Annotated in this window: 24 protein-coding genes and 1 pseudogene; 4 read left to right on the forward strand and 21 right to left on the reverse strand. The window is 42.8% G+C overall.

The features are described 5' to 3' along the window. Window positions 1-7 precede the first annotated feature (7 nt). Both OYT88_RS02080 and OYT88_RS02085 read right to left on the reverse strand, forming a co-directional pair. A complete protein-coding gene (locus tag OYT88_RS02080) occupies window positions 8-301 on the reverse strand; it encodes a YggT family protein (RefSeq protein ID WP_274397696.1) in 294 nt (97 codons plus the stop codon). 201 nt (window positions 302-502) lie between these two features. Beyond that, on the reverse strand, window positions 503-1,858 hold the full coding sequence (locus OYT88_RS02085; RefSeq protein ID WP_274397697.1) for a glucose-6-phosphate isomerase: 1,356 nt from the start codon (window positions 1,856-1,858) through the stop codon (window positions 503-505). A 249-nt stretch (window positions 1,859-2,107) separates the two neighbouring features. On the opposite strand from OYT88_RS02085, the gene OYT88_RS02090 reads away from it, so the two are divergent. Beyond that, entirely contained in the window at window positions 2,108-2,338 is a 231-nt protein-coding gene (locus tag OYT88_RS02090) for a DUF378 domain-containing protein (protein ID WP_274397698.1), read from the forward strand. A gap of 109 nt (window positions 2,339-2,447) precedes the next feature. Here OYT88_RS02090 and asnB read toward each other — a convergent pair whose 3' ends face one another. After that, window positions 2,448-4,334 (reverse strand): asparagine synthase (glutamine-hydrolyzing), encoded by a 1,887-nt coding sequence (gene asnB, locus OYT88_RS02095; protein ID WP_274397699.1) that lies wholly within the window; start codon window positions 4,332-4,334, stop codon window positions 2,448-2,450. A gap of 653 nt (window positions 4,335-4,987) precedes the next feature. Continuing rightward, window positions 4,988-5,206 (reverse strand): helix-turn-helix domain-containing protein, encoded by a 219-nt coding sequence (locus tag OYT88_RS02100; RefSeq protein WP_274397700.1) that lies wholly within the window; start codon window positions 5,204-5,206, stop codon window positions 4,988-4,990. A 182-nt stretch (window positions 5,207-5,388) separates the two neighbouring features. Between OYT88_RS02100 and OYT88_RS02105 the strand changes: the two genes are divergently transcribed. Beyond that, on the forward strand, window positions 5,389-5,757 hold the full coding sequence (locus tag OYT88_RS02105; protein ID WP_274397701.1) for a helix-turn-helix domain-containing protein: 369 nt from the start codon (window positions 5,389-5,391) through the stop codon (window positions 5,755-5,757). A 181-nt stretch (window positions 5,758-5,938) separates the two neighbouring features. Here OYT88_RS02105 and OYT88_RS02110 read toward each other — a convergent pair whose 3' ends face one another. Both OYT88_RS02110 and OYT88_RS02115 read right to left on the reverse strand, forming a co-directional pair. Beyond that, window positions 5,939-7,156 (reverse strand): NAD(P)/FAD-dependent oxidoreductase, encoded by a 1,218-nt coding sequence (locus OYT88_RS02110; RefSeq protein ID WP_274397702.1) that lies wholly within the window; start codon window positions 7,154-7,156, stop codon window positions 5,939-5,941. Between the two features lie 1,469 nt (window positions 7,157-8,625). Next, window positions 8,626-8,727 (reverse strand): annotated as a pseudogene (locus tag OYT88_RS02115) (iron-sulfur cluster assembly accessory protein); the annotation flags it as partial. 355 nt (window positions 8,728-9,082) lie between these two features. Here OYT88_RS02115 and OYT88_RS02120 point away from each other — a divergent pair. Both OYT88_RS02120 and OYT88_RS02125 read left to right on the forward strand, forming a co-directional pair. Beyond that, a complete protein-coding gene (locus OYT88_RS02120; protein ID WP_274397703.1) occupies window positions 9,083-9,877 on the forward strand; it encodes a ParA family protein in 795 nt (264 codons plus the stop codon). Next, window positions 9,874-10,179, forward strand: a complete 306-nt coding sequence (locus OYT88_RS02125; RefSeq protein ID WP_274397704.1) for a hypothetical protein — start codon at window positions 9,874-9,876, stop codon at window positions 10,177-10,179. Before OYT88_RS02120 ends, OYT88_RS02125 begins: the two co-directional genes overlap by 4 nt. A 41-nt stretch (window positions 10,180-10,220) precedes the next feature. On the opposite strand, the gene OYT88_RS02130 is transcribed toward OYT88_RS02125, so the two are convergent. The 15 genes from OYT88_RS02130 to OYT88_RS02195 all read right to left on the reverse strand — a co-directional run bounded on the left by OYT88_RS02130 (window position 10,221) and on the right by OYT88_RS02195 (window position 24,924). Further along, a complete protein-coding gene (locus tag OYT88_RS02130) occupies window positions 10,221-13,961 on the reverse strand; it encodes a tape measure protein (RefSeq protein WP_274397705.1) in 3,741 nt (1,246 codons plus the stop codon). 164 nt (window positions 13,962-14,125) lie between these two features. Next, complete coding sequence (locus OYT88_RS02135) at window positions 14,126-14,557, reverse strand: hypothetical protein (RefSeq protein ID WP_274397706.1); 432 nt, start codon at window positions 14,555-14,557, stop codon at window positions 14,126-14,128. Between the two features lie 85 nt (window positions 14,558-14,642). Beyond that, window positions 14,643-15,485: a major tail protein gene (locus tag OYT88_RS02140; RefSeq protein ID WP_338000535.1), complete on the reverse strand. Its 843-nt coding sequence runs from the start codon at window positions 15,483-15,485 to the stop codon at window positions 14,643-14,645. Between the two features lie 61 nt (window positions 15,486-15,546). After that, complete coding sequence (locus OYT88_RS02145; protein ID WP_274397708.1) at window positions 15,547-15,948, reverse strand: hypothetical protein; 402 nt, start codon at window positions 15,946-15,948, stop codon at window positions 15,547-15,549. Then, window positions 15,948-16,337 (reverse strand): HK97-gp10 family putative phage morphogenesis protein, encoded by a 390-nt coding sequence (locus OYT88_RS02150; protein ID WP_274397709.1) that lies wholly within the window; start codon window positions 16,335-16,337, stop codon window positions 15,948-15,950. The genes OYT88_RS02145 and OYT88_RS02150 overlap by 1 nt, the downstream gene beginning before the upstream one ends. Continuing rightward, window positions 16,337-16,684 carry a phage head closure protein gene (locus tag OYT88_RS02155; protein ID WP_274397710.1) on the reverse strand — a complete coding sequence of 116 codons (348 nt, stop codon included), beginning with the start codon at window positions 16,682-16,684 and terminating at the stop codon, window positions 16,337-16,339. The genes OYT88_RS02150 and OYT88_RS02155 overlap by 1 nt, the downstream gene beginning before the upstream one ends. Continuing rightward, complete coding sequence (locus OYT88_RS02160; protein WP_274397711.1) at window positions 16,684-17,019, reverse strand: head-tail connector protein; 336 nt, start codon at window positions 17,017-17,019, stop codon at window positions 16,684-16,686. The genes OYT88_RS02155 and OYT88_RS02160 overlap by 1 nt, the downstream gene beginning before the upstream one ends. An 18-nt stretch (window positions 17,020-17,037) precedes the next feature. Next, on the reverse strand, window positions 17,038-18,423 hold the full coding sequence (locus tag OYT88_RS02165; RefSeq protein ID WP_274397712.1) for a phage major capsid protein: 1,386 nt from the start codon (window positions 18,421-18,423) through the stop codon (window positions 17,038-17,040). 9 nt (window positions 18,424-18,432) lie between these two features. Then, complete coding sequence (locus OYT88_RS02170) at window positions 18,433-19,008, reverse strand: HK97 family phage prohead protease (protein ID WP_274397713.1); 576 nt, start codon at window positions 19,006-19,008, stop codon at window positions 18,433-18,435. 3 nt (window positions 19,009-19,011) lie between these two features. Further along, window positions 19,012-20,130 (reverse strand): phage portal protein, encoded by a 1,119-nt coding sequence (locus tag OYT88_RS02175; protein WP_274397714.1) that lies wholly within the window; start codon window positions 20,128-20,130, stop codon window positions 19,012-19,014. Window positions 20,131-20,343: 213 nt separating this feature from the next. Then, window positions 20,344-22,095, reverse strand: coding sequence for a terminase large subunit (locus OYT88_RS02180; RefSeq protein WP_274397715.1), 1,752 nt, complete (start codon window positions 22,093-22,095; stop codon window positions 20,344-20,346). Next, a complete protein-coding gene (locus tag OYT88_RS02185; RefSeq protein ID WP_274397716.1) occupies window positions 22,095-22,589 on the reverse strand; it encodes a phage terminase small subunit P27 family in 495 nt (164 codons plus the stop codon). Before OYT88_RS02185 ends, OYT88_RS02180 begins: the two co-directional genes overlap by 1 nt. Window positions 22,590-23,337: 748 nt before the next feature. Next, entirely contained in the window at window positions 23,338-23,751 is a 414-nt protein-coding gene (locus OYT88_RS20870; protein WP_443217487.1) for an HNH endonuclease, read from the reverse strand. A gap of 33 nt (window positions 23,752-23,784) precedes the next feature. Further along, entirely contained in the window at window positions 23,785-24,111 is a 327-nt protein-coding gene (locus OYT88_RS02190; RefSeq protein ID WP_274397717.1) for a hypothetical protein, read from the reverse strand. Between the two features lie 48 nt (window positions 24,112-24,159). Continuing rightward, on the reverse strand, window positions 24,160-24,924 hold the full coding sequence (locus OYT88_RS02195; RefSeq protein ID WP_274397718.1) for a phage tail domain-containing protein: 765 nt from the start codon (window positions 24,922-24,924) through the stop codon (window positions 24,160-24,162). Window positions 24,925-24,995: the final 71 nt, after the last annotated feature.

The raw sequence follows: 24,995 nt of genomic DNA on the forward strand, positions 1-24,995 counted from the left end.
CCCGGCCTTACTTCATTTTTAAAATACCGAGCAGCTTCTGAATGCCGAATCCGACGACGCTGTAGACAATCAGGGCGAATACCGCGGAGAGGTCCAGCGTGTGCCCGCTGAGAATGACCGGGTGGAAAATTCCCTGAAAAGGCTGAAGAATCGGCTGGCTCAGGCCGTTCAGCAATTTGACAAACGGCGTTTCATTAGCTTCGAAAAAATGAAGCAGTATTTCCAAAGCGATGATGACTTGAATAAAAGTCAGAAGAATGCTGATCAGTTTCGGCAGCATTCCCGCATTTTTCCCTTTCACCCTTTAATTCTTCCCTTCCGTTTGAACGCATGTCTCAATGATCCGCTGATATTCATGTTAAGGGATTAGCGTCCGTCCGTCAAACGGAAAAAGGCCCTGCCGCCGCCGGCAGGGCCTCTTCTGACATCTTTGTCACTTTATCTTAATTTAATAAACCGGCTGTCTTCCCGCGGGCGATCGTCACGCCGTCAGACCCGTTTTTCAATGATTCAGCCGTTTTTCGAGCACTTCTTTTTCTTTTTCAAAACCCGGTTTGCCGAGCAGTGCGAACATATTTTTCTTATAGGCCTCAACACCCGGCTGGTTGAACGGATTGACGCCGAGCAGATAGCCGCTGACTGCAACGGCTTTCTCGAAGAAATAAATCAGATAGCCGAAATGATAAGCCGTCAGCTCCGGAATCGTGACGACAAGCTGCGGTACTTGTCCGTCCGTATGGGCAAGGCGCACACCTTCGGCGGCCTTTTTATTGACGAAATCCATCGTTTTGTCCGCCAGGTAATTCAGATTGTCGAGATTGCTTTCCTCCGCCTTAATCGTCATGTTTCTGCGCGGCTCGCCGACAAGCACGGCCGTTTCAAACATCACCCGGCGGCCTTCTTGGACGAACTGTCCGAGTGAATGAAGATCCGTGCTGAAATCGGCTGACGACGGATACAATCCCTTGAAATCCTTGCCTTCGCTTTCGCCGAACAGCTGCTTCCACCATTCGGCAAAATAATGAAGATGCGGTTCAAAATTAACAAGCATTTCGACCGTTTTGCCCTTGCTGTAAAGAATATTGCGGACCGCCGCATATTGGTAAGCCTGATTTTTGGCAAGATCCGGCTCGCTGAAGTCGTTCTGCGCATCGCGGGCCCCCGCCATCAGCTGCTCGATATCGACGCCCGAAACCGCGATCGGTAAAAGGCCGACAGCCGTCAGAACCGAGAAACGGCCGCCTACGTCGTCCGGAATCACAAAGGATTCATATCCTTCCTTGTCGGCCAGCGTCTTCAGCGCGCCTTTGGCTTTATCCGTCGTTGCGAAAATCCGCCCTTTGGCCGCCTCTTTGCCATACTTCTTCTCAAGAAATTCACGGAAAATCCGGAATGCGATGGCCGGTTCGGTCGTTGTCCCCGATTTAGAGATCACATTAACCGACACATCTTTATCTTTCAGCAAATCAAAAAGTTCACTCAGATAAGTCGGGCTGATACTGTTGCCCGCAAAGAAAATCTGCGGCGTTTTGCGATCGCCTGCAGGAAGTTCGTTGTAAAATGAATGATTCAATGTCTGGATGGCTGCGCGCGCGCCGAGGTAAGACCCGCCGATGCCGATCACAACCAGTACATCTGAATCGTTCTTTATCTTTTCGGCAGCCCTTTGAATGCGGGCAAATTCTTCTTTGTCATATGCAGTCGGAAGATCCAGCCAGCCGATAAAATCGTTGCCTGCCCCTGCCTTTTCATGAATCTTCTTGTGAGCTGCCGATACGGCCGCCGATAAATAATCCAGTTCATGTTCCGAAAAGAACGGAAGCGCGCTGCTGTAGTCAAAAGCAACTTTCTTAGCCATATGCTCTTTGCCTCCAATGTAAAATGAAAGTTATTTTCTCTATTCACTGTACAAGACCCACTCCATAAATTCAAGTCAGGGAAACAGGCAAACGGCCGATTCACATGAATGTCACTTTTTTACTTCGTTTTTCTTCCGCCCCGGTCAAAAATTATGAATCATTTTGAACCCGTCTTCGATTATTTTCATGAATATTTTTTCAAAATCATGACAGGCTAACTTTGCATGGACAAAAAAGGAGGAAAAATCATGAGCGGTTTGCAGAGAACATGCCTCACGATTCTGATTATCGGAGGCATCAACTGGGGACTGATCGGCTTTTTTCGATTCGATCTGATTTCGGTGATTTTCGGCGGCGCATATACCGCGCTTTCCCGTATTATTTTTGGTATTGTCGGTCTATGTGCGTTGTACTGCCTGACCATCTTATTCAAGCCGAGCGAAGAGCTGGAACACGGCCGGGAACCGGAGACTCACTGAAAAGCAACGGATACCGGCCAAAGAGATCCTTCCTCAAAGAGATCTTTCAGCTGAAAAAGCCGCGGAAAATCAATAATTGATTTTCCGCGGCTTTTTGTTTTCAGCTCTCTTACGCCTGATAAACCGGCTGTTTGTTAATAGTGATTGTTTTTTCAATATAGATCTGATGCCAGAGCATGAACATCAAAATCGTCCATATTTTTCTGCTGTTATCCCGTTTTCCGCTGCAGTGGTCGTCAAGCAGCTTCAGAGCGTAGAATTTATTGATGTAGCGGTCCGTACCGCTGTCATGAATGATCTTTCTGGCCCAGTCATAGAGTTCATTTTTCAGCCAGACACGGGTCGGTACGGGAAATCCGAGCTTTTTGCGGAAAAGGATCGAGTCGGGTACAATGCCGCGCATCGCTTCGCGGAAGGCATACTTGGTCGTCCTGTTCCCCGTTTTCAGTGAAACGGGCAGAGAGCGGGCCACCTCAAAGACTTCTTTATCCAGGAACGGAACACGAAGCTCCAGAGAGTGGGCCATCGTCATCCGATCGGCCTTGACAAGAATATCGCCGCGAAGCCAGGTCTCAATGTCAATCAGCTGCATCTGCTCTTCTTTGTCATAATCGGCCGCCCGCTCATAGATGGGACCCGTAATATCCGTGAACGGCGAGTCCGGTGAAAAAGTTTTCAGCACATATTTTTTCTCATTTTCATTGAACATAAACGCATTGCCGACATAACGGTCAAGCAGCGGCGTCGTGCCGCGCAGCAGATAACTGCGTCCCTTCATTCCGTAGGGAAGCCTGCCTGCAAAAGCACGAAGCCCTTTTTTTACGGAAGCGGGCACGGCATCAAACCAGTTGAGTGCAAGCGGTTCGCGGTAGATGGTGTAGCCTCCGAACAGTTCGTCCGAGCCCTCTCCCGACAGGACAACCTTGACATGTTTTCTGGCCTCTCCGGCAACGAAATAAAGCGGGATCGCGGCCGGATCGGCAACCGGATCGTCCATATGCCAGACAATGCGCGGCAGCTCCTCCATGAACATCTCCGGAGTCACTTCAATTGCGTGATTTTCGACACCCAGTTTCTCCGCCGAATCCCTTGCGATATCTATTTCGTTGTAGCCCTTGCTCTTAAAACCGACGGTAAACGTCTTGATGTTGCGATTGAAACGTTTGGCCAGGGCAACGATACAAGTGGAATCAATGCCGCTCGACAGGAATGCGCCGACAGGGACATCGCTTCTCATATGCATCTTGACCGAGTCGACCAGCACATTCTGGATTTTTTTCCGCGCTTCATCCACTGTCTGGCTGACGGGTGAGAAAGACGGCTTCCAGTATGGCTTGATCTGCAGCGGCCCGTCGGCTTTTTTAAGAAGATAGTGCCCCGGCTCAAGCCGCCGGATCCGGTCGGAAAGCGTATAGGGCTCCGGAACAAACTGGAAGGTCATATAATACTGAAGCGCCTTTTCCGAAACGGGGTGAGGTTCTTCACCGACAAGCAGGCTCTTTTTCTCGGAGGCGAAGAACACCCCGTCTTTTTTCTCCATATAATAAAACGGCTTGATGCCGAACCTATCCCGCGCTCCGAACAATACCTTCTCCTGCCTGTCCCAGATCAGGAAAGCAAACATGCCGCGCAAATATTTGACAGAATCCGTCCCGCAATCGGCATACAGAGCAACGATGACTTCCGTATCCGAGGTCGTCTTGAATGTGTAGCCCTTCCGTATCAGCTCGTTCCTTAATTCAACATAGTTATAAACTTCACCATTATAAATGATGTAGTAGCGATCATTATCGTAAGGCAGCGGCTGGTGTCCCCCGGCCAGATCAATGATGCTCAATCTCCGAAATGCGAGCTGCATCTGATCATCGGTATAATATCCGGCATCATCGGGTCCGCGGTGCTCGATCACTTCCGCACGTTCGGTCATTGCATTCTGTTCGTGCCGCCCGGGCTCAAGCACACTGCTATTCGCCATATAGCCGCAAAATCCGCACATCATAATACCTCCCTTCAGTGATAAGCCGGTCATGAAGAAGGCGGACCGATATCCGCCGCCCTGATCAGCCAAGTAGTACGATACCTAGTTTATCATTCACCCGGAAAAATTCATAGCACCGGCAGCGAATTCATGCCCCTGCCATAAAATTTTTTATGCGGACCCACCGGGATGAACATTTATAAATGACGAAATCGGCTGAAAGGGAACCTCATGCGGCCCAATAGGCTTGCGGAGGCGGCCGGCAGAAGACCCTTGCGGCTGATAGACCTGCTCTATTTACCCGGGAAAAGCCCAATGCAGCAGATAAACCGTGAACGCAGCCGGTAGAGACCCTCGGCGGCTGATAAATCTGCTCTATTTAACCCGGAAAAAGCCCAATGCAGCAGATAAACCGTGAACGCAGCCGGTAGAGACCCTCGGCGGCTGATAAATCTGCTCTATTTAACCCGGAAAAATCTCATGGCCGAACCATCAAGCCGAAGAACGTTTTCATGTCTAAAAAGCGCTTCTTTTCCGTCTCAGGGCAGACTTTTTCTGGTCTGAAGCGGGTGCGTACTTTGCCTGCGGCCGGCTTCCGCATGGACAGCGACTGATCATAGATGAACGGGATCGTTTAACGATCATGTGCCCGAACCATTCGGATCAGGAAATCATTCGTCCTTCTCATCTTTCTCAACGAAAAACTCCTCAATCGGCACCCCAAGAATTGTCGCGACCTTAGCGAGTGTCTCCGCCGTTATCCTGCTCCTTCCGGTTTCCAGATAATAATAGCCGTTCGGACTTTGATAGCCGAGGTGTGAAGACATCTGATCCAGCGACATCTTGGATTTGCGCAACGCTTTTAGTTTCTGCAGATCAACTGTGAGCATGATCATTCATCCTCCGATTACCTTATTGGAAATCATTAACCAAATTATAACATTCAAGCCGAATAAGGTACATAAATATTATCCTATTTGGTAATATATCTCCCGCCAAAAAGAGAACATGTTAAAATTTTTAATGTTTACCAAATCCATAACGAAGTTTTTAAATGGGAGGGCGTTCCTCAATGCGAAACACGCTGGGCAGCAGGATCCGTTTTCTACGCGATGAAAAAAATCTATCGCAAGTGGAAATGGCCGATCAACTGAAAATTTCAAATGTCCAGCTGAGCCGCTATGAATCTGGGGCCCGCAAGCCCGATCCGGAAATGCTTGTTCAAATTGCCGATTATCTGAATGTCTCGACGGACTTTCTTCTCGGGCGGACGCCTTTGGTTCACGAGCCCCAGTCGGTGTATGTCAGCCGTGAAGATGTCCGGCTGCTTGAGCGGATCAAGCAAATGCCCGGGCTTTTTTCCTTCATTGAGGAACTTCCGGATCATCCCGATGAGACGATTCAGCTGATGAAAATTTGGGAAATCCTTCGGGAACGGTGAACACTTTATTAAGTTTTCCTTTCCGTTTAAAATAATGAATTTATTTTCAATTAATTTAAGAAATAGAGCCAGGCCCTTTTCTTAGGGTGAATAAAAAAGATCCGAAGTGGTGAAAAACAACCTCGGATCTTTTTCTCTTCTTTAGGGAACACCGGCAGCTGCCGAATCCTCCCGGGCCAGATTACAGCAGATTCAGTTTGCCTTTCTTGAGCAGGAGGCCAATACCGCCAAGCATCAGCAGATAACGGTCGTCGATCACCTTTTTCAGAGCGGCCGCGGTTTTTCCGGTCAGCTTCTTGTCGAACACAACTCCGATTGCTTCTTTTTCTCCGAGAGAAGCAACGGTGCCCTTGGGCTCGTATACAAACTTCTCAGTCGGCTCCTCCTTAATCAGGTGTTTCAGGTTTTTTGCAACCGTTTCAGCCTGCTGGACCGCAATCTGGGCGCTCGGCGGGTAAGGACGTTCGCCTTCCGCCGGAAAAACAATTGCAACGTCCCCGACTGCAAAAACATGATCGTCATCCGGCGCGCGAAGATCGTCCGTAACCTGGATCTTTCCGCGGTTCGTTTCGAAGCCGGAATCAGCAGGAATATGACTCGCCTTCACACCGCCTGTCCAGACGACAGTGCCTGCCTCAATTTCTTCCAGCTGATCGCTCCCCTGTTTCTGAACCTTGACTCCGCCGGGCATCGCTTCTTTAATGAAGGTACTGAGTCTGAATTCAACACCCTTTCCTTCCAGATACTTCTGCGCATATTCGGCAAGATCACGTTCAAACGGAGGAAGGACAAGCGGTGTTCCTTCGACGTCAATGATCCTGACTTTGGACGGATCGACATCATACTCTTTGCACAGCTTCGGGATTCTGTTCACAAGCTCGCCGAGAAATTCGACACCGCTCAGGCCCGCACCCCCGACGACAATGGTCAGATCGCTGTCCTTCGCATCCGGATCATTGTTATAGCTGGCAAATTTATACTCAATATGCTCGCGGATTTTGCGCGCCGTATTGACACTGCGAATGGCAAATGCATTTTCGTCAAGGCCCTTGATTCCAAATGTATTGGATTCAAAGCCCAACCCAATCACCAGATAGTCATAGTCAATCTCACTGTTTTTCAGAACGACCTTTTTGTTCTCTTTGTCAATCGATCGAACTGAATCCTGAACGAAGTTGACGCGATTCGTATTGATCACGTTCTTGATCAGCATTCTCGTCCGGTCATGATGAATGGTCCCAGCCGCCGCTTCATGCAGCCACGTCGTCTGATAATGATAATTGTGCTTATTGACAAGCGTTATATCGGCATCGTCCGCTTCAAGCTCCTTAGTCAGACGAACCGTTGTCATCATACCTCCGTAACCCGCGCCAATGATTAAAATTTTAGGCTTACCCATGATTCACAGCCACCTTTTCTGTAGTAAATTAAGTCGAAATCGTTTGAGATTTAAATCACAAGCTACAACACAATTCATTTCTCAACACCAATAATATGTCTTTTTTGTTAACATTTCAACCATAATGCAAGGATCTGGATGAATGTCATTGAAATCTCAGATGCAGAGATCAATTGAAAATTGCACACTTTTGTACATGATTTCCGCTTCCATTCTCTCTTCTCTTAAAAGTCCTGACTGGTTTAAAGCCAAGGTAGAACAACGTTTTTAAAAATTGAAATTGAAAAACACTCCCTTATTTTTCTGCCGGCCATTGTTTCGCGTTTCAATATGAGTGAAAAATTATTTTAGCATCAAATCCAAAGTTTGTGAAACAGTATTTTATGGTGAACCGCTCGTCAACCCGCAGCAATCTTGAATTTTCGGGACTTCTGGATCTCAAGCCAGCAAAGGTCCTTTTAGTATTGCTCCATATCATCATTTAAGTTGATCACTGGACAAAGTTCTTTACCAAGAGCGAATATCGGGCTGCGTATCAAATCGATAGGCATAAAATAAAAAGATGGAAAATAAAGAATGGAGGAACTTTTAGTTGTGCTGACACTTTGGATTCCGGTGCGACTGCCTGACGATTCGGTGCGACATTTCGGCGTTTCGGTGCAACTCCGGCCGCATTCGGTGCAACCGCTCTGATTCGGTGCGCGTTTGGCCTGATTCGGTGCGACATTTCGGCATTTGGGTGCGGCTCTGGCTGCATTCGGTGCGACCGCTCTGATTTGGTGCGACTTCCTGACGATTCGGTGCGACATTTCAGCATTTTGGTGCGGCTCCGGCCGCATTCGGTGCGACCGCTCTGATTTGGTGCAACTTCCCGACGATTCGGTGCGACATTTCGGCATTTGGGTGCGGCTCCGGCCGCATTCGGTGCGACCGCTCTGATTCGGTGCGCGTTTGGCCTGATTCGGTGCGACATTTCAGCATTTTGGTGCGGCTCTGACCACATTCGGTGCGACCGCTCTGATTTGGTGCGACATTTCGGCATTTCGGTGCGTCTGATTAGGTTCAGCATAACTTATTGGCGTTTCGGTTTTCTGAATTTGATCGGACGATTGTGTAGGTCCGTTTACTGCGTGGTCGTCTATTTTTTTAATATAGAGTCGTATATCAAATCTATGTATCCAGCCATGGGATAGCTGCCTGAATCAACAGCCTTTTTTGAAATGATTGCTTATTTTAACGAGAGACTGCTGATTCGCACTTTTCCGAGCAAAATTTCTAATGCACTCGTTGATGACGGATTTTTTTCAACAATAAAAAAACACCTCCTAGTCTGCTGCTAGAAGATGCTTAAACAACAATTGTTCACCTTAGTTTCATGATTGATTTTATTCTTCAATCATGATTGTAAAGTGTCATTTTCTTATCGTTATTGACAGCACTCAATCGTCGATCCTTCTATAAAGCAATCATCAGCAGCCGCAGTCTTTAACGGGTTCGCCCTGATCGTCGGCTGTTTTAAACGAGTGTCCGCAGCCGCATGTTGAGATGGCGTTCGGATTGTCAATCGTGAATTAAAAATAATAACCCATATCTAATAATCCGCTATATAATAGGATTTATATTCAAATTGAGAATTATAAATTACCAAATGACTTGTTTTCAACACATCACTATGGTGATAAATCTTATGAGATAAATATAACTCCAGTGAATAATAATTGCAATGTTTTACCAAATGAATTTTTAACAGTCTGAATGATTATTTTTTCACCTTGGATATAGAACCTACATGCAGTTTTCCCCTACATTATATAGGAAGAAATATCACTACTATTTTTATATATTAATATTAACATTTATATTGATATATAAACCATTCTGATCTATTATATTAATATAAGAGCTAATATGAATGGAGATGATATTATGGGTGTTGTTATTGCTGTGGCTAATAACAAAGGTGGCGTTTTAAAAACAACCACGGTTACAAATCTCGCAGGTGTTGCTTCCCAAAATGGACAACGTGTACTTATTATAGACTGTGACAATCAAGCCAATGTTTCTCTATCGTTCAATTTAAATCCTGATCAATTTGAAACTACCCTCTTTGATGTGCTTGTTGATTCCATCGATCCTCGTTATGTCATCGAACATGTCACAGATAACATTGATATTTTGCCTTCTAACGATTCCTTGTCTATGCTTGAATTTCAAATATTGACCAATCTAAATAAGTTTTCAAAACCATTTTATTTGCTAAGGGATATGCTCAAAAATATTGTAAATGATTACGATGTGATTTTTCTGGATAGCCCTCCAAACCTTGGTTTGGTTTCAGGAAATATTCTCTCGTTCGCTGATGAAGTCTTAATTCCTTTTCAGCCCGAGTCATTCTCTATGCGCTCCCTCATTAAAATGTTGAGTGCTATTGATGATTTTAAACAGGCACATAATCCACGCTTGGACATTTTAGGCGTTGTCGGAACCCTGGTAAATGATCGGACAATCCTTCATGCCAATGTCTTGAATCAATGCAGAAAATATTGCGATCATAAGCATGTCAAAATGTTTGATACTATAATCCCCAGGTCTATCCGATTTGCATCTGCCGTAGCATTTGAGGGCTTACCCGCAACCTTAATCAAAGAGAATAAAAATAATGATATTGTTAATGCTTATATTAATCTATATAATGAGGTTAAGGAGGCTGTTAACGTATGACACAACGAAAAAAAACAACTTTGGCAAATTTCGGTAATGTTGCTAATGCAGATGAAAGTGAAAATGTTAATGAAGGAATTAATGTAGATAATAATGAGAACGATAGCAATAATATTGTAAAATCTATGGTATCTGATCGACCAAAGAAGAAAAATGAAAAAAAATTAACAGGCATTTATTTTGATCAAGATGTATCTGCTGCTTTGGACAGGTTAAAAGTAAGTGGCAAGTTGAATGTCAGTAAATCTGTATTTGTTAATAATGTCGTGAAAGCAGCTCTAAAAGAGAATGGATTAATGTAACGAAAAAAGGCACCACCCAAATAAATGGATGATGCCGTTTTTTAACTAAGGTTGACTCCCACTTGTCTTAATTTATTTATTATTATGTTAGAGAATTGAGTTGCCGCATCTTTCGCTGAATTTTTATCCATCGTACCACTGACGTTAATATTAATCGCAGGCAAACTGATAGTGTTGTTAACCGTTACAGGCTGGTTATTAGAACCCGATGAACTGGAACCATTCTTAGATGTTAAAAAATCGAGTGCCTGATACATCAATTGTATTGCTCGGTTCTGATTCGTTAACGGAATAATCATTTCAGGATTGTTACCTTCAGCGATATTCGCCACCTGAGCCGTCGTCACCAGTCCACCATTTGCATAACCATGACCATGACCGATGACATCTAGCATACCGGATATCCCATAATTATGTTTGGCATAATTGATGCCAGCAGCCAGGTTGTCTAGACCGTTCATGATATCATCCATACCTTTGAGATGATAAGCCGCAAAAGTCGAAGGTGTCACCTGAACAAGTCCACGAGCGAGGTTTCCCGTCAACGTGTTAATGTCGGTGTAGCCGTGTTGAACAGCGTTCGGATTGCCGCCTGATTCGGTCTGTATTTGCTTCATCCAGGCATCGATATAGTTCGCTGATGTCGGCACACTATTCATTGAGAGCGCACGGGTTACAGCCGGTTTCCATCGATTAATATTTGATCCCGATGGATTAGCCATACTGCTGCTCAATTTAGACAGCCATTTTCCGGCATCATTGGCTATCGTTTTCACGATGCCTTGTCCCACTTCCTGCACAACGCCCCCGAGTTTACCAATGGATGAATCCGTAAAATGTCCCATAACTGAATTGAGAAGTTTAGACGGATCACTCATGTAACTCCAAATGTCCGATGCCGTGCTGGAGATTTTATTCCATGCATCGCTGACGAATGAGCCAATGGAGCCAAGCCAAGATCCAGAAGCAAAATGTGGGAGGATATTTAAAAGTTTGAGAAGTTGTGCTGTCTTATCTCCGCCGAGAATTGCATCACCCTTATGCATGAGCATTAGGGTATCTTTTGAAGGTGACAATTCAACCTTTCCATTCGCCCGCTTGATTAGCTCCGGCTTGTTTCCATCGCCAACATGCACGAGCATGTCTTTGAGAAAACGCCCCATTGAATCAACTGTACCACTCGCAAAATACGGAATACTTGGCAGTTTAGCGTTCGGTATTGTCGGCATACTGATCTTGCCAAGCACCCAGTCGATGCCGCCAACAACGCCATTAATCACGTTTTGAATACCCTCAATCAATTTGTTGCCGATGAAAATACCGGCGTTGCCTAACGCTCTAGCGCCTGATTTAATCCCATTTGCCATATCGTTGGGTAAATTTTTAAAGAAATTAACAACATTCTTGCCCCATGATTTCATGGTATTAAACAGGTCGCCAAGCCGTCCACCCGTGAGCTTATTTAACGTATCGTATCCGGCTTTGAAAAAGTCTCCGGCTGTTTTCATCGTATCTTGAGAAGTCTTCTTGATATCTCCGCCAAGTTTTCCCCATCGGCCATTCACCAAATCTGAGAAAGTGTTTGTCCGATCCTGTAATGCCGTGCCGCCGTCCCGATAGGTTTTCTTCAATCCGTCATACATCGTTTTCGCAGCGCCATTTGTCTGCTTGTTCAGCCAGGAATGAGAATTAGCAACTTGATTAACCATAGCATCTGTTGTGCTTGTTGCCCAATTTTTGGCATTTGTGAAACCATTTTTAATACCGCTTGCCAAAGCATTCACTCTGCTTCCGGCATCGGATGTCATTTTGTTCCACCATTTGCCAAGTCCAGAAACAAAACCTGAAACGCCGGAAGAAATTCCGTTCCAAATTCCGGCAAACCATTTACCGAGTGGCGCAAAGAACTTTTTAATCTGACTCCAATGTGTGATGATAAGGTCAGCCGCTATGCCAATTCCTACCGCAATTGCACCAATACCCGTAGAAATGAGAGCTGTACGCATGGTTTTAAAATCAATCGAAGCTATTTTAGCCGCAAGGCCAATCCCTTTAATCGCTCCTGAAATTGCACCGATCCCGACTGCTGCGGTTACAAAAACACGAGGATTTTTCAACAAAAATTGGAGAATGGGAGAAGCTGCATCCCAAACATTTTTTATGGTTCCTTCAATCGTTTTAAGGAAACTTGAAATGTCCTTCGAATGAGCCGTTAGATAGTTAACCGCTGTCGGAAGCTGTTTCGAGATCTGGCCTGCAAGCTGTGCAAAAGCTTCTCCTAATGCTGTTGCGCCCTGCTGCATCACTTTCGATGACATCATCTTTTGTAAAGCACCAAGTCCAGATTTATCCGTATTAAACAGCGGCTTCATCATCGTACCAGCCAACTTATCAAAGTTATCCTTCATAGATTTTGAAAAGCCAGCCCATGTATGATCATAATTTTGGAAGGCGTTTGAGTTGGATTTCCCCATCGCATTCATGGCATTTTCAAAATCTTTGGCTGTAAGCTGGCCTTTCTTACCCATTTCAAAAAGTTTAGTTGTGCTGACATCCATGTTCTTTGCCATCGCGTCAGCGAATCCGGGCAAAGTTCGGTTCATCCTCGTAATGTCGCTTGATGTTGCTTTTCCGGCTGCACCCACAAGTCTCATCCGTGTGGCAATTTGAACCAGTTTTGAATCATCTAATCCTTTAGCCCGTCCCACTTCAGCAATCGAAGTCACAAGCTGCTGCATATCCGTTTTATTCTTGGTCAGCCCGTACATCGACTTGGACAGACTATCAATTGTCCCGATTGAATAAGAACTCTGCAAATGGATGTCTTCAATGACTTTCGTCATTGCTTCGCCATCTTTGGCAGACTTCGTTAGATTCGTCCAGACATTGCGGATACCGTCAAGGGTTTTATTTTCAGCAACGCCAGCGGATACAACATCGTGAGCAGTGGTATTAATCGCCGATGAAATTTTACTAAAAACTGAAGAAACCATATTGGCTGAAAGTGATCCAAGAAAACTGCCTTTAAAAACATCATGCGTCTTTTGTGCCGCGTCGCCAAACTGCTTGATTTTACTAATAGACTGTCCGGCGGAATCACCTAATTTTTTATACTCGGATTGAGCATTAGCAACTGCTGCCGCTGCTTCTTTTACCCTGACAGATTGTTCCTTATACGCTGCCGAATCTTTCCCCTGCTCAGATGCCAGCTTACTGAGTAATCCCTGCTCTTTATTTTGAATGTCAGTAAGTTTGGTGATTTGATCCGCTAATCCCTTTGCCTGTGCAGTATTCGCCTGTTGCTCTTTGCCTTGGGCTTGATACATCTTGACTGTAGCCGCAATCTCACGCTGAAGAAGGGATAATTCACTTCGGTTCTTCGAAATGCCAGTTTCTTCATAATCATAAGCCTGCTTTGTCTTCGTCATTTCAGCGTTACGGGCGGAAATCTGCTGAGTTGTCTTATTGATCGAAGCTGATAACTTGTCATATTGTGCTGAGTTCTGCTGCGTGCGTCCGCCGAGATTAGACAGTTCCGATTGATACTGCTTCAGTTCCTTTTCCTGCGCGGCAATGGTTACATTAAGCCCGTCGTATTTGGCTTTTAATGCGCCTAGTTTATCACCGCTACTATTTAAGATAGCAAACTGCGTCCGCCATTCAGCCGTAGCCGCACGTACAGTACTTTTCAGATTATTTAACCCCTGCGTCATCTGTACGTCGTCTAAGCCAACATGGACGACCATTGATGCTAACGCTTTTTGATCGTTAATTTGAGCCATTTAATGACCTCCTTTCTATTCAAGTGTTTTTGTGAAATCATCGAGTGAGTATTCCTTTTCCTTGCTGTTTGGATCAAACAGCTCCAATAATTCGTAATAATCCTGATTATCCACTTGATCCAGCGTCCAATTATTCTCTTTAACAAGTTTGAGACGAAGATCATTTAATCCTCGGATGGCTTCGCCGATACTGACTTTTTTGGGTTTGAAACACCCGCTACTTTCTCGTCAACATGCAAAAGTTTGTTGATTAAGTCTTGACTTGCTTTCGTCAGATCATTCTCAGAAAAGTTTTCTTCTATAAAATCAACGGTTAAATTTTCATTATTAACGACATCAGCGATGAAATTTTCAACTTTATCGAGTGCCTCAACGTTTGCCGTGATACCCGACTGAATCTGATCAGTGTTTGCTTCTTCACCGTCAAAGTCGATTTTCTTACTCAAATCAAAAAAATCTTTTTGTATTAAATAAGCTCGCTTAACGTTATGGATATTTTCTCGAATGGCGTATTCCTTAAACTGTTTTACTTCAGTGTCTTTACCATTCTTTTTAACCGTCTTAAAGCCATTTGGAATTTTTACGCGTACTGTCATATTTTTTAGCCTCTTTTATTTTTTTGTTAAATAAAAAAAGGGGCTAACCAGCACAACGGCCAGTTAACCCCCCTTTCTGAATATATTAAGCAACCGTCACTGAAACAGTTGCCGTTTTCGAAATGTCCTGAAGTGATGTAACTGTGATTGTTGCTGTGCCAGCAGATACACCAGTTATCAGACCATTGCCGGTTACAATGGCAACAGTCGGATCGCTTGATGCAAACGACACGGCCTGATTTGCACCGGCTGGCGAGAGGGTCGCTGTTAGCTGCTGAGTATCTCCAACAGCAAGATTAGCGGTAGTTGGTGCGACCGTAAGGGTATCAACAACCGCATAATCAAAAGGGAAGATTTGAGAATCCCACGCCGTCTTACTAAATGCTGTATCAGAAGCATGAGCCATTTTAAATACAAGATTATCTGCATTCCTCGCGCAACCAGTAAATTGAATACTGTCTGTCTGAATGGTGGAATTGGCTTGGTTGGTCTGGGGCGCGAAGTCAGGAAAACTAAAAGTTCCCTTCAATAAAGCCAAATAGATAGGATCTCCGTTAGAATCAGATGATGTTAACTCGACCGCACAATAAGGAGCCTGCATTCCTCGACCCAAACTATAGACACCTGACGCATCCTTCATCATTCCTGTGATTGTCTGAAGAACATCCGCACTCATATCTTGCGTTGCAAGTGTCAAAGTTGGAGTTCCAGTCCCATTGGAACGGATCATTTTGGGCACATTTGACGCGTAAATGGTTTGTGCTTGAGTGCCTAAACCAGTGATATTACCGCTGATCGTACCTCCGGAATGAGATGAATCTATGGTAAAAATATTTTCTGCCGTGAAGTGTTCACTCCCCTGAGTCATCACTCCAATACGGGCAGAATCAAAACCTACGAGCATATTTTCAAGTCCTTTCTTATGTATAAATAAAAGAGACTAAAGATGCTTTAGTCTCTCGAAATAAAATCTTTCATTTATTAAGTTATTAACCTTCGAGTCCGTTGTCCTCTTTAGCAGAAGACTTCGTGTATTGGCAAGTGAAGAAGAGTTCATTTGTGACTGGATCGGCGACAAATCCACCATCGTATGTATTGTAGTAGCCAACCGTCTCAGCGCCATAGTTCACCAATCGACGCACTCTGTCTGCCCTTGCGTCTGATGGATCAAACCAGCCTTGAATTTGTACGGTTCGATAAGCGCCATATGCGTGGTTACTTGCAAACTTATTGTAAAGTCCGCGAACATCCGTAACTAGAATCACAGGTTGATCCATTTGCTTCTGGAACTCTTTTTTAATCACATACGCACAGATATGATCTGCCGGAACAATTGCTGTGAGTTGGGGAAGTGACCGTAATGCTTGTTGAACCTCTTGTGATTGCAACATTACAAATTCATCCCTTTTTTGATTTTGTCTGCTATTGCATTCTTCATGTCTTCGGAAGATTGATCATAGGTGTGTTCGACAAAGTGTTTCCCCGCAATTGTCTTCGTACCATTGTTAATAAAACGGTAGTAGTAACCATATTTATTAAAGCCCACGTCAACCGAGTGATCAGGGTATTCATCCTTTTTGTAAGATATATCCTCCCAAACATGAGTCTTTTTGTTTGGCGAAGGCGTGACGACAGCATCTCTCGTATTCTGGATCAAATTTGTCGCATAAATGTCGGCGGCAGCATCAATAGCTTCTTTCTTTACTTCATCAGGAATCGCAATTTTACCGATTTGATTGAGAAGTTCATCTAGTCCTGTAATGCTAAAATTATCAGCCATTATACTTTCACCTTCTTTAGTGTCACCAAATCGAAAGTAACCGGATTCGGTGATTCGTCGGGCTGAACATCTATCACCTGGTACGTTACTGATTTGTCACCATTAAGTTGAGCAAACATCTGGTCATCGACATCCTTGTTGTGACGGATAATCAATTGAGTATCGTCAGAATGTTCAGTGCCGATAACCTGAAATTTCTCAGCAAGAGTGCGGTTATAAATCCCGCACCAGACTGTAAATGATGGGACAAATTGATCTTCAGCAATCCCGTTATCGTTCTCAACAGATTGCGTTACACCGAACGTGACGCGCTGATTTAACCGGGAGGGGTCATTTGCCAGTGCCATTAAGCACCAACTCCTGTCGAAGTGGTAGGATCTGGAGTAACAATCATGATCCCTCTGAGTTGAGAAATAATTTCAGTCACACCAAACGGAATATCAAGCGGAAGCATCCGTGAAGCTGTATAACTTTGCTGACGGTTAAAATACCAATGTCCAACGAGCAGCGCACAGGCCCTATCAAACATCGGATGGGTTTCATAAACATCAATAGTTTGCGAAGAATCAACGGAGTGGATTATGTAGTCTTGGGATTCGGTCAGGAGTTCTTGAATAAATGTATCGTCTGCTGTTCCATCTATGCGAAGTTGAGACTTTAAAGTATCAACTGTAAGTGACATGCATTGTCACCCCACTTATTAAGCCCCTGTTACTGTCGTAACAGTAGACTGAGTTTTAAAGTTCGTCAAATCAAGTGTGATACCCGCTTCGTTATCCGCGATCTTAGCATCAAAACGATAGAAAATAGCCAATCTCTGTTCAAAATTAGGCGACCAAAAGAAAGCAGAAGTCATCTGATTGCGAAAGGCTTCAAAGGCATACGACTTTGGATCACCAATCCATAGTAGTTTGCTACCATTCGTGCCATTTGCCGCTACATCTTGGATGACTGTAATCGGAGAACCGAACAGCGTTTTCTGAGAAGCGTCAGATATGACCGGCTGAAGCAGTGGACGACCGATTGCATCAGTCATGCTGTCGAGAAGGGCAAAACCAGACTGAGTGACAACAAATTGACGGAACGGTGCATAAGCGATGTTAAGCGTTGCATCATAAGCCGTTTTAATGTCTGCGAGCGAGTTTGCGGCAGTCGGCGTAAGTACATGGGTCGCGTCACCAATAAAGAACAATTTACCAAGTGCATACTGTTCTGTTAGATCACGAGCGAATGTAATATACTGATTAACATATCCTGTAATGTCAAAAGAGCTGTCGTCTACCATTTCCTGGCTGATGTCGAGTTCCCCGCGGTAAGTCTGGACATCGTAAAGAATATCAATGAGTGCAGGGTTTGCAACAGCCGGATTCGCAGCCAGTTCAGCGGCAGTAACAAGCGGGTTGACCTGGCGTTTGAATACAGGGAAGTGACCGGTTCGAGTAGATACGCTCTGACGGTTAACGATGCTTGCGAGCGTATGTTCCGGCTGAGGCTGAAAAGAAGGTTTCAGGAAAGCAACTGGAGTAACGGCTTCATTACCGGTTGAGATTAAGCCAGCGTCACGGCGTTCACCATAGCTTCGAAGCCAAGTTTCATAAGAACGAATGTCAGAAAGCGGCGTTTTGTTAGTATTTACATGAGAGCCTACAGGCTGGCCGTTGATTTTATTCGGATCCATACCTCTAATTTCATCCTTTACTCTAAATGATCTAGCATTTTTCTGAGCGGCCTGGGCTGCCTGCGTGTTCTGAGCAGACTGATTAGCCTGTGCGGAGTTCTGCTCTTCGTCTGATCCATTAATGTCAGATGCGGAAGAATCATCCATGTCACTGTCGGTTCCTCCCTTTTCATTCGGATCCTGAAGAAGTGGGTTGATGTTTTCGAGTGCATCCAGATCATCACAGCACTTTTGGCAATCCTGTTCAAGTATAGTAATCTGAGCCTGCAACTTTTTGATGTCATCTGCCGACAGCGTAGAATCATCCGCGGCGACCGCAGCACGAGTTTCTTTTACTTTTTTGTTAAGAGCAGCTCTCTTTTCAGCGAGTTCCTTTTTCTTGCTTGTAATTCTTTCTGCAATAGTCATGTTAAAAAATCATTCCTTTTCTAATTTTTCTGTTAAATCTAGCCATAAATTAAGGCGCTCTTTGACTTGACGAGAGCGTCTATATTGCTCAAATGATCGTTGTGCTTGAACGGAAGTTTCTGGATATGCCGGAACAGGACACAAAGAAACTTCAAACAGATGACCGAATTTTAAAATTCGTCTCGTTGAAATTCCTTGATCGTTTTCGTCCCACTCATCGGAATCAACATCAAAACCGAATGAACATCCTCTGACATTTCCATTGCTGATGTTTATGTAAACGTCATTGCCAAGTGTTGTTTGAGGAAGCTCACTTGTAAATGCCAGTCCTCGTTTATCGACATTAAGTTTTAATGTCTGTGCGTCTGTTCGAGACAGGATGTTTGAAAACTCATGATTGTAGAGACAAAGGACTTCCGACATATCCACGCTTTCAAAGGCGTGAGGATCAATAGTCTCTATGAATCCCATGTTCCGGCTTTTACTATCAAAAACGACAGCATAACCGGAGATGATATGCCCGCCTTGCTCTCCGTCCCGAATCTCAAACGATTGTTCGAACGTTCGTTTTTCGTATTCCACCATCTTTTACCACCCTCCTTTCTTAGCAAGAATGGCTTTCGCTTCATCAGATGAAAGTACTTGATTTTTAACCAAGTTACCCATACGAGTTTCAATATTCGAGTTGTCAGGATCAGTGACGGAACTAGAATCCATAGAAACTTTTTCTGATGGAAGCAGCGTACAAAGTTTTGTTGTGAGTTCACTACAAAGTGGATTGATATAACGGTTAAGGCAAGCAGCATATACCGTCATGATCTGCTGTAAGTTGCTATGTTCCGAGGAGTTTGTCTGAAGAAGATCAAGCGGGATACCAAGAACTTTAGCTACTTGGCTACGAACCCAATCTGTACCTTTAAGCATCTCTAAAACGTTAGGGTCAAGCGCAGTGGGCTTGTAAGTCGTGATCGAATCGAGAACAAGCGGTTTTCCTGCATTGGTTCCCATGTTTGCATCCATAAATTCATTCCGTGTATTCTCTTTTTCTTTTTTGCCAGGTAAACCCTTATTGATGGTCAATATTCCTGATGGATTGATAGACTTAGCAAGCTGAGTCAGCGTTAATTTATTGGATTGCTTTTTGATAGAAAGTTCTTCATAAAGAGAGTTGAGCGGAGACTGACCGAGGACAATCAAGTTTGTATCAACGTCATGCGGCAATAACCTGAAATGTAACATTTCAGTGCTTTGCACATATTTAACTGGCCGGTTATCCCAAAAGTTTATTTGATAAAAAATATGCTGCCAATCATCTGTCAAGTAAACCATGATCTCAGCATTAAGCAGAATTTCAAGATATGTTGGCTTTCCTGTGGCTGGATTACGATGAATAACCGCAAAGGTGTTTCCCTGCAACAATAGATTTGTTATAACAGTAAGCCAGAAATTATAAGCGGAGAAAATGTTTGAAGGATGTTCGAGGAGATTTATTAAATCAGGATCATCAACATTTGTTTTAAAACTGGCTGACGCAACATCGGACGCGATTAAATTAACGCCAGACATTATATCAGAATCCCTTAACCCTTCAGCAGCAGACACGCCAGAACCGACAGGGACAAGCTGTCCGTTTTGCATGGCAAAGCCCATTTGATTCGCACCATTGCCGAGCGCATAGGATCGCTTTTCAAGTTTGTGAAATAACAATTACAATTTTACCTCCCTCCTGAATCGGAATAATTAATAATTAATCCAAACAGGATTAGCACACCAGCCAGGGTAAAGAGTCCAGCAATCGTGTTCACCACAAAAACGGTAAACACTAAAAGAGCGAATCCCAAGATGAAAAGAAGTGTGTGGATATTCGCCAAAATGACATCTATGAAATTTTTAAGATTCAAACCTATTCACCTACTTAATTTAGAAAGAAATATTATTGCGGAAGTAATCATTCCACTGATCGTCCGTCCAGTTAGGAAGACCATCATCATTCTCATCTGAACCATCAAAATATAAATAACCTTGAGTAAATGCATCGATCACGGCATCTACACAGTCAATTTTGTTCGCATTTTTCTTCTTATCAATTTTTAGTCCGTTGTTGTCCTCAAGTAAAATTGCGTTGAGGAAACTTGCACGCAGAATAGGATTTTCGCCATGTAGAATTTTCTTATCGTAAATCTGCATCCGCATTTCTCGTGTCGGTGTATTCAGCGTCTTTGTACCCTGCCTGACACCCACCAGTAGCCAATCCTGATGATCTCGCTCAATCTTGGCTATCAGCGGATTGAAATTCCAGTCATCGTAGCAAATCGCCTTTACGTTTAAATCATGGTCTTCAATAAAATTACAGAGCCATTCATAGACAAAATCAATATCTATGATGCCGGTTTCGAGTTGTGTAATATCGCAATAGCCTTCTGGTTCCAGTCGGCGATATGGTAACTGATGTGTCTTTTCAACCTCTTCAATGCCGCCATATCGAGTTGCAATAAACGAATGAGCATCAATATAGAATTTATTTTTACCGTCTTCATGATCGACAAAGGGATAGACAAAACCAATGGCTGTTGTATCGTTACTCTTGGACAAGTCGATTCCGATAAACACATCTTGCCCATCAATATCAAACGGCCTATCAATCACCGTTTCATTCCAATCGTTCACATTAATCATCGAGTCTTCAGAAGCCTGTCGCCATAAGTTGAGATTTTTAACAAGGAAGGCATTTACATTTTTTTGAGCGATTGCTTTGTCACGTTCGGAGATAATGCCTATTGTAAGAGCTTTTTTCTTTGGAGGATAGGCCATCAGAGGATTAGATTTTTCCCAAGTATCGGGATCGTTCATTTCTGTTTCGGAATCTTGTTCCCATATAGCAACAAAATAATCATCCATCTTAATCTTTCCATCGAGAACTTTACTAAGCATAAGATAATCATCATAGAGCGGAACCTTGGGATCAACACCAGCCGTTGAAGTTTGCAGCAAAAGGGATTTATCATTCCCTACCATGCCGGATTGAAGTCGAGAAATTAAAGATCGTGTCTTTGCCTGGTGTCCTTCATCAAAGTCGCAAAATGTACTGTGTATGGAGTCTACACCTTTTGTGTCTTCTGACACTTTTTTGATAGAAGATCCCTGTGACTTAATCAGAATTTCGTTATATTTTAGCTGAACATTCTTTTTAATCTCATCAAATTTATTACTCAGACGATCCAGCGAATTCCAACAGTAAGAAAAGAGTCTGTCTGCTTGATCCATTGAGTTTGACGCACAGATGATCTGTCGATTATTTGCAGGAGTCCCAAACAGGAAGTCATAGAGGCATAACCATGAGGCAATTTGAGTTTTGGAATTGGTGCGAGCCATTGAGATCAATCCGTTGCGCCAACGTTTCCCGCCGTCTGTCCTTCGCCAACCGAATAACATGGCGAGAATCCATTTTTGAAATGGCATTAAATCAATCGGTACGCCCTTGTCAACATCTGGAACAATATTTACAAAACGAATGACCTTTTTAACAATTTTTTCATCATAATAGTACGGAAAATCTTTATCACCGACCTTTTTTAAATCGTTCAAATGTCGCTGACAGGCTTTTTTAATTTTTTCACATGCGATAATTTTTTCTGAAAGCACATCATGGCAATATTTATTTCCAACATCCATTAATTATCACCTTCAAGAATATCAGATAAGCTTTCTTTTTTCTCATTATCATTATTTGGAATAAGTAATCTTAATCGGGAGTCAACAGTGAGCCCTAGTTGAGAAGCGCATTTTCGCATGCCGTCCGCTGAGTCTTTCATGACACGAAAACTAGGTGACATTCTGTTTCCGTCTTCTGTTTTAAAGCCATTTTTCTTAATATCTTTTTCCGCATCAACATAATGTTGATAAAAATTGCAGTATTGTTCAAAAATACCGCTGTCTAAATCTTTAATGGGTAGCTTTTTAATCTGCGGAGCTAACTCTTTCCACACTTTTTTTGCTAAACTGTCCAGATAGGCAGGCGGCTTATCGCTGAGTTCAGGAAACTTGTTCATTTCCTTTTCAGCCCTTTCCCGCATCGCCTTCTCATCTTTTGAGATATGCGAATTTAACCCGTCAATCGCTTTAAGTTTTCTCCCTCCTCCGTTGTTGGAGCCAACGCTTGCACTCAATTTAATCACGTCCTTCATAAATAGATAAAAAAACAATTACAAAAAGGAAAACTTACACACGAAAGCCCCCCTGCTCGTTCCCAACGTTCGGAATGTAAGGCGGGGGATCAAAAAATTTGCTTTAACATCAATGTTTCTTCGAACATTCATTTAATCCTTCAAATTTAATGTTCGTGTTTTACTTTTTTATTTGTCTTTCATTATCTTCAAAATTATTTTCTAAGAAATATTTCTATTATTATGTTTCACCATTTTCAGAATCCAGAATTCAAAAATACGAAATAATTTTCAGATTTTGAAATTGTGATTTTCAATTTTAGTTTTATTTATTTTATTATTTTATTTAATCCTACAATCAATATCTATGTATGTGTTACCTATTCATCTACTATATATATGTGTTGCCTATTTCATCATCGTTACTTACTTGTCTTACCTGTTGCCTTAGTTGTTGACTTCTTTGTCGTTATCCTCTGCACTGTCTTACTCACTGCCTGATGACTAGCGATATACTCATCTGCGGACAGGATCTTATTATCTTTTGTCTGAACTAGGATGTCATCAACCTTCTTGATCTGACCGTACAAGATGATATACAAACGATAGTTATTCTTTCTATTATTCTCGTCGATTAATTCATTCAATGTATATTTATGTCTTTGTACTGTTTTGTCCGTGAAATAATACAGGACATTCAATTTCTCTTCTGCCATATTTTTATACCCTTCAATTTTTCCGGCCTTAATTTTTATCGACCCTTATTTTTTGACCTCATATTTTTTATCCTTTGTTCTTCAATCGTCTTGTGTGAGTGGCAAGATACACAGAGGCTTTGTAAATTATCCATGTCCCAAAATAATTTAGGATGATCAACCGCTGCCTTAATGTGATCAACATGAGATGCTGACTTAATATGTCCATGTCTTAAACATTCCTGACACAAGTGGAAGTCTCTTGCCAATACTGCTTCACGCAATTTCCGCCATTGAGAAGTATGATAATTCTCCGTCAGTGGATTTCTCTCATATCTCGTTTTGTTATATGTTTTAGTCCATTTCTGCTTTTGTTTAATCTCAAACCTCTTATGTATCGGACAATATCGCTGATCTTGAGGAATTAATTTGTGACAACTGGAATAATTGCATTGATGAAGTAATTTCATTTTGCATCATCACGCTTGAGCGGCTTTAACGATTTAATAAAATCTCCCATTGACATAGTCTTCCTTAATACATTTATTTCCAGAGACATAAATATGTTTCTCTTTTCCATCATTCTTGTTCATGATAATTGCGTCCCATCCAGTAGGATATTTTACATAACTATCAATCTTCCAATAAACTTTAAAATCAACAATTTCATACCCATTTTCTGATGTCAATTCTTTACCAAAATGAAATATTCTTGGTACACTCGTTGCTGAGTCGATTTTAAAATCCCATTCTTTAGTTTCTTCTCTTTCCCTGTCATTCAGTCCTATGTGCACTATCAAATCTCCTAAACGCACTTTATTCTTATCCATTTCATATCCTCGTTTTCATTATTATTCATATGATTGTTAACATTAATATCACATGTAAATATACCGATAATAGAATTTGATCTTGCATGTTCCATTCACGAACAATCTGTTCTTGCCAACAGATAATTTCACGAACACATCATTGTGATTATCATAACGATAGGTATTAGGCAAATCCGTTTCAATGATTTCGTTGTCTCCATCAATGGTAATCGTTTCTCCATCTTTCAAATCTACGAAGATACATTGATTCCCACCATCGTTAAGATTTAAAATAGACAAATCACCATCACCAATTTTGGTAAATGCCATGTATGGAAGAAGGTTAAAATCGCCTTTATTTTCTATATCTATATATTTTCCTTCAGATGAAACAGTGTACATGGGACTGACAATTGCGGGTGAATAAGCATATGGGCCATTACAACGGATCTTGACCGTTGCAAAGCCTTCACCAGAGCCATTGTGTGTTAATGTGCCATCCGAATACATCATGCCGAAATAATGGCGAATAGGGTACTCTTCAAAGAAAAATTCACTATATTTATCTTTATTGATCCACTGTTTGACTAACTGTAATCCCTTTTCATTAAATCCATTTGTCCAATACAGATTAATGGGTGGCAATTCTAAAGGAGCTTTTGATACATATTTAAAATAGGGGATAGGTTGTCGATCTATGGTATCTTCATTAATCGTTTTATTCGCGGCGAATACATCTTGAAATTGGCCGTTGCCTGTTCCATTGGCACAGACTATACCAAATTTTGAAGAAGACTTTCCGTCAAAATTTAAGGTTACATATTCTAGCATTAGTTATTTTATTCACCTTCTTTAATTTAGGGCATAATAAAAGCACCCTGATTAGAGGATGCCTAATTTTC

It is taken from the genome of Sporolactobacillus sp. CQH2019 (assembly GCF_028765345.1).
GTDB lineage: Bacteria > Bacillota > Bacilli > Bacillales > Sporolactobacillaceae > Sporolactobacillus.

Coding starts and splice junctions, on each gene's coding strand:
- OYT88_RS02125 (WP_274397704.1), top strand. CDS start 9,874: ATGACACAACGAAAAAAAACAACTTTGGCAAATTTCGGTAATGTTGCT.
- OYT88_RS02180 (WP_274397715.1), bottom strand. CDS start 22,095: ATGGATGTTGGAAATAAATATTGCCATGATGTGCTTTCAGAAAAAATT.
- OYT88_RS02195 (WP_274397718.1), bottom strand. CDS start 24,924: ATGCTAGAATATGTAACCTTAAATTTTGACGGAAAGTCTTCTTCAAAA.
- OYT88_RS02150 (WP_274397709.1), bottom strand. CDS start 16,337: ATGGCTGATAATTTTAGCATTACAGGACTAGATGAACTTCTCAATCAA.
- OYT88_RS02130 (WP_274397705.1), bottom strand. CDS start 13,961: ATGGCTCAAATTAACGATCAAAAAGCGTTAGCATCAATGGTCGTCCAT.
- OYT88_RS02145 (WP_274397708.1), bottom strand. CDS start 15,948: ATGTTGCAATCACAAGAGGTTCAACAAGCATTACGGTCACTTCCCCAA.
- OYT88_RS02105 (WP_274397701.1), top strand. CDS start 5,389: ATGCGAAACACGCTGGGCAGCAGGATCCGTTTTCTACGCGATGAAAAA.
- OYT88_RS20870 (WP_443217487.1), bottom strand. CDS start 23,751: ATGAAATTACTTCATCAATGCAATTATTCCAGTTGTCACAAATTAATT.
- OYT88_RS02085 (WP_274397697.1), bottom strand. CDS start 1,858: ATGGCTAAGAAAGTTGCTTTTGACTACAGCAGCGCGCTTCCGTTCTTT.
- OYT88_RS02160 (WP_274397711.1), bottom strand. CDS start 17,019: ATGTCACTTACAGTTGATACTTTAAAGTCTCAACTTCGCATAGATGGA.
- OYT88_RS02165 (WP_274397712.1), bottom strand. CDS start 18,423: ATGACTATTGCAGAAAGAATTACAAGCAAGAAAAAGGAACTCGCTGAA.
- OYT88_RS02155 (WP_274397710.1), bottom strand. CDS start 16,684: ATGGCACTGGCAAATGACCCCTCCCGGTTAAATCAGCGCGTCACGTTC.
- OYT88_RS02170 (WP_274397713.1), bottom strand. CDS start 19,008: ATGGTGGAATACGAAAAACGAACGTTCGAACAATCGTTTGAGATTCGG.
- OYT88_RS02090 (WP_274397698.1), top strand. CDS start 2,108: ATGAGCGGTTTGCAGAGAACATGCCTCACGATTCTGATTATCGGAGGC.
- OYT88_RS02110 (WP_274397702.1), bottom strand. CDS start 7,156: ATGGGTAAGCCTAAAATTTTAATCATTGGCGCGGGTTACGGAGGTATG.
- OYT88_RS02120 (WP_274397703.1), top strand. CDS start 9,083: ATGGGTGTTGTTATTGCTGTGGCTAATAACAAAGGTGGCGTTTTAAAA.
- asnB (WP_274397699.1), bottom strand. CDS start 4,334: ATGTGCGGATTTTGCGGCTATATGGCGAATAGCAGTGTGCTTGAGCCC.
- OYT88_RS02135 (WP_274397706.1), bottom strand. CDS start 14,557: ATGACAGTACGCGTAAAAATTCCAAATGGCTTTAAGACGGTTAAAAAG.
- OYT88_RS02190 (WP_274397717.1), bottom strand. CDS start 24,111: ATGGATAAGAATAAAGTGCGTTTAGGAGATTTGATAGTGCACATAGGA.
- OYT88_RS02100 (WP_274397700.1), bottom strand. CDS start 5,206: ATGCTCACAGTTGATCTGCAGAAACTAAAAGCGTTGCGCAAATCCAAG.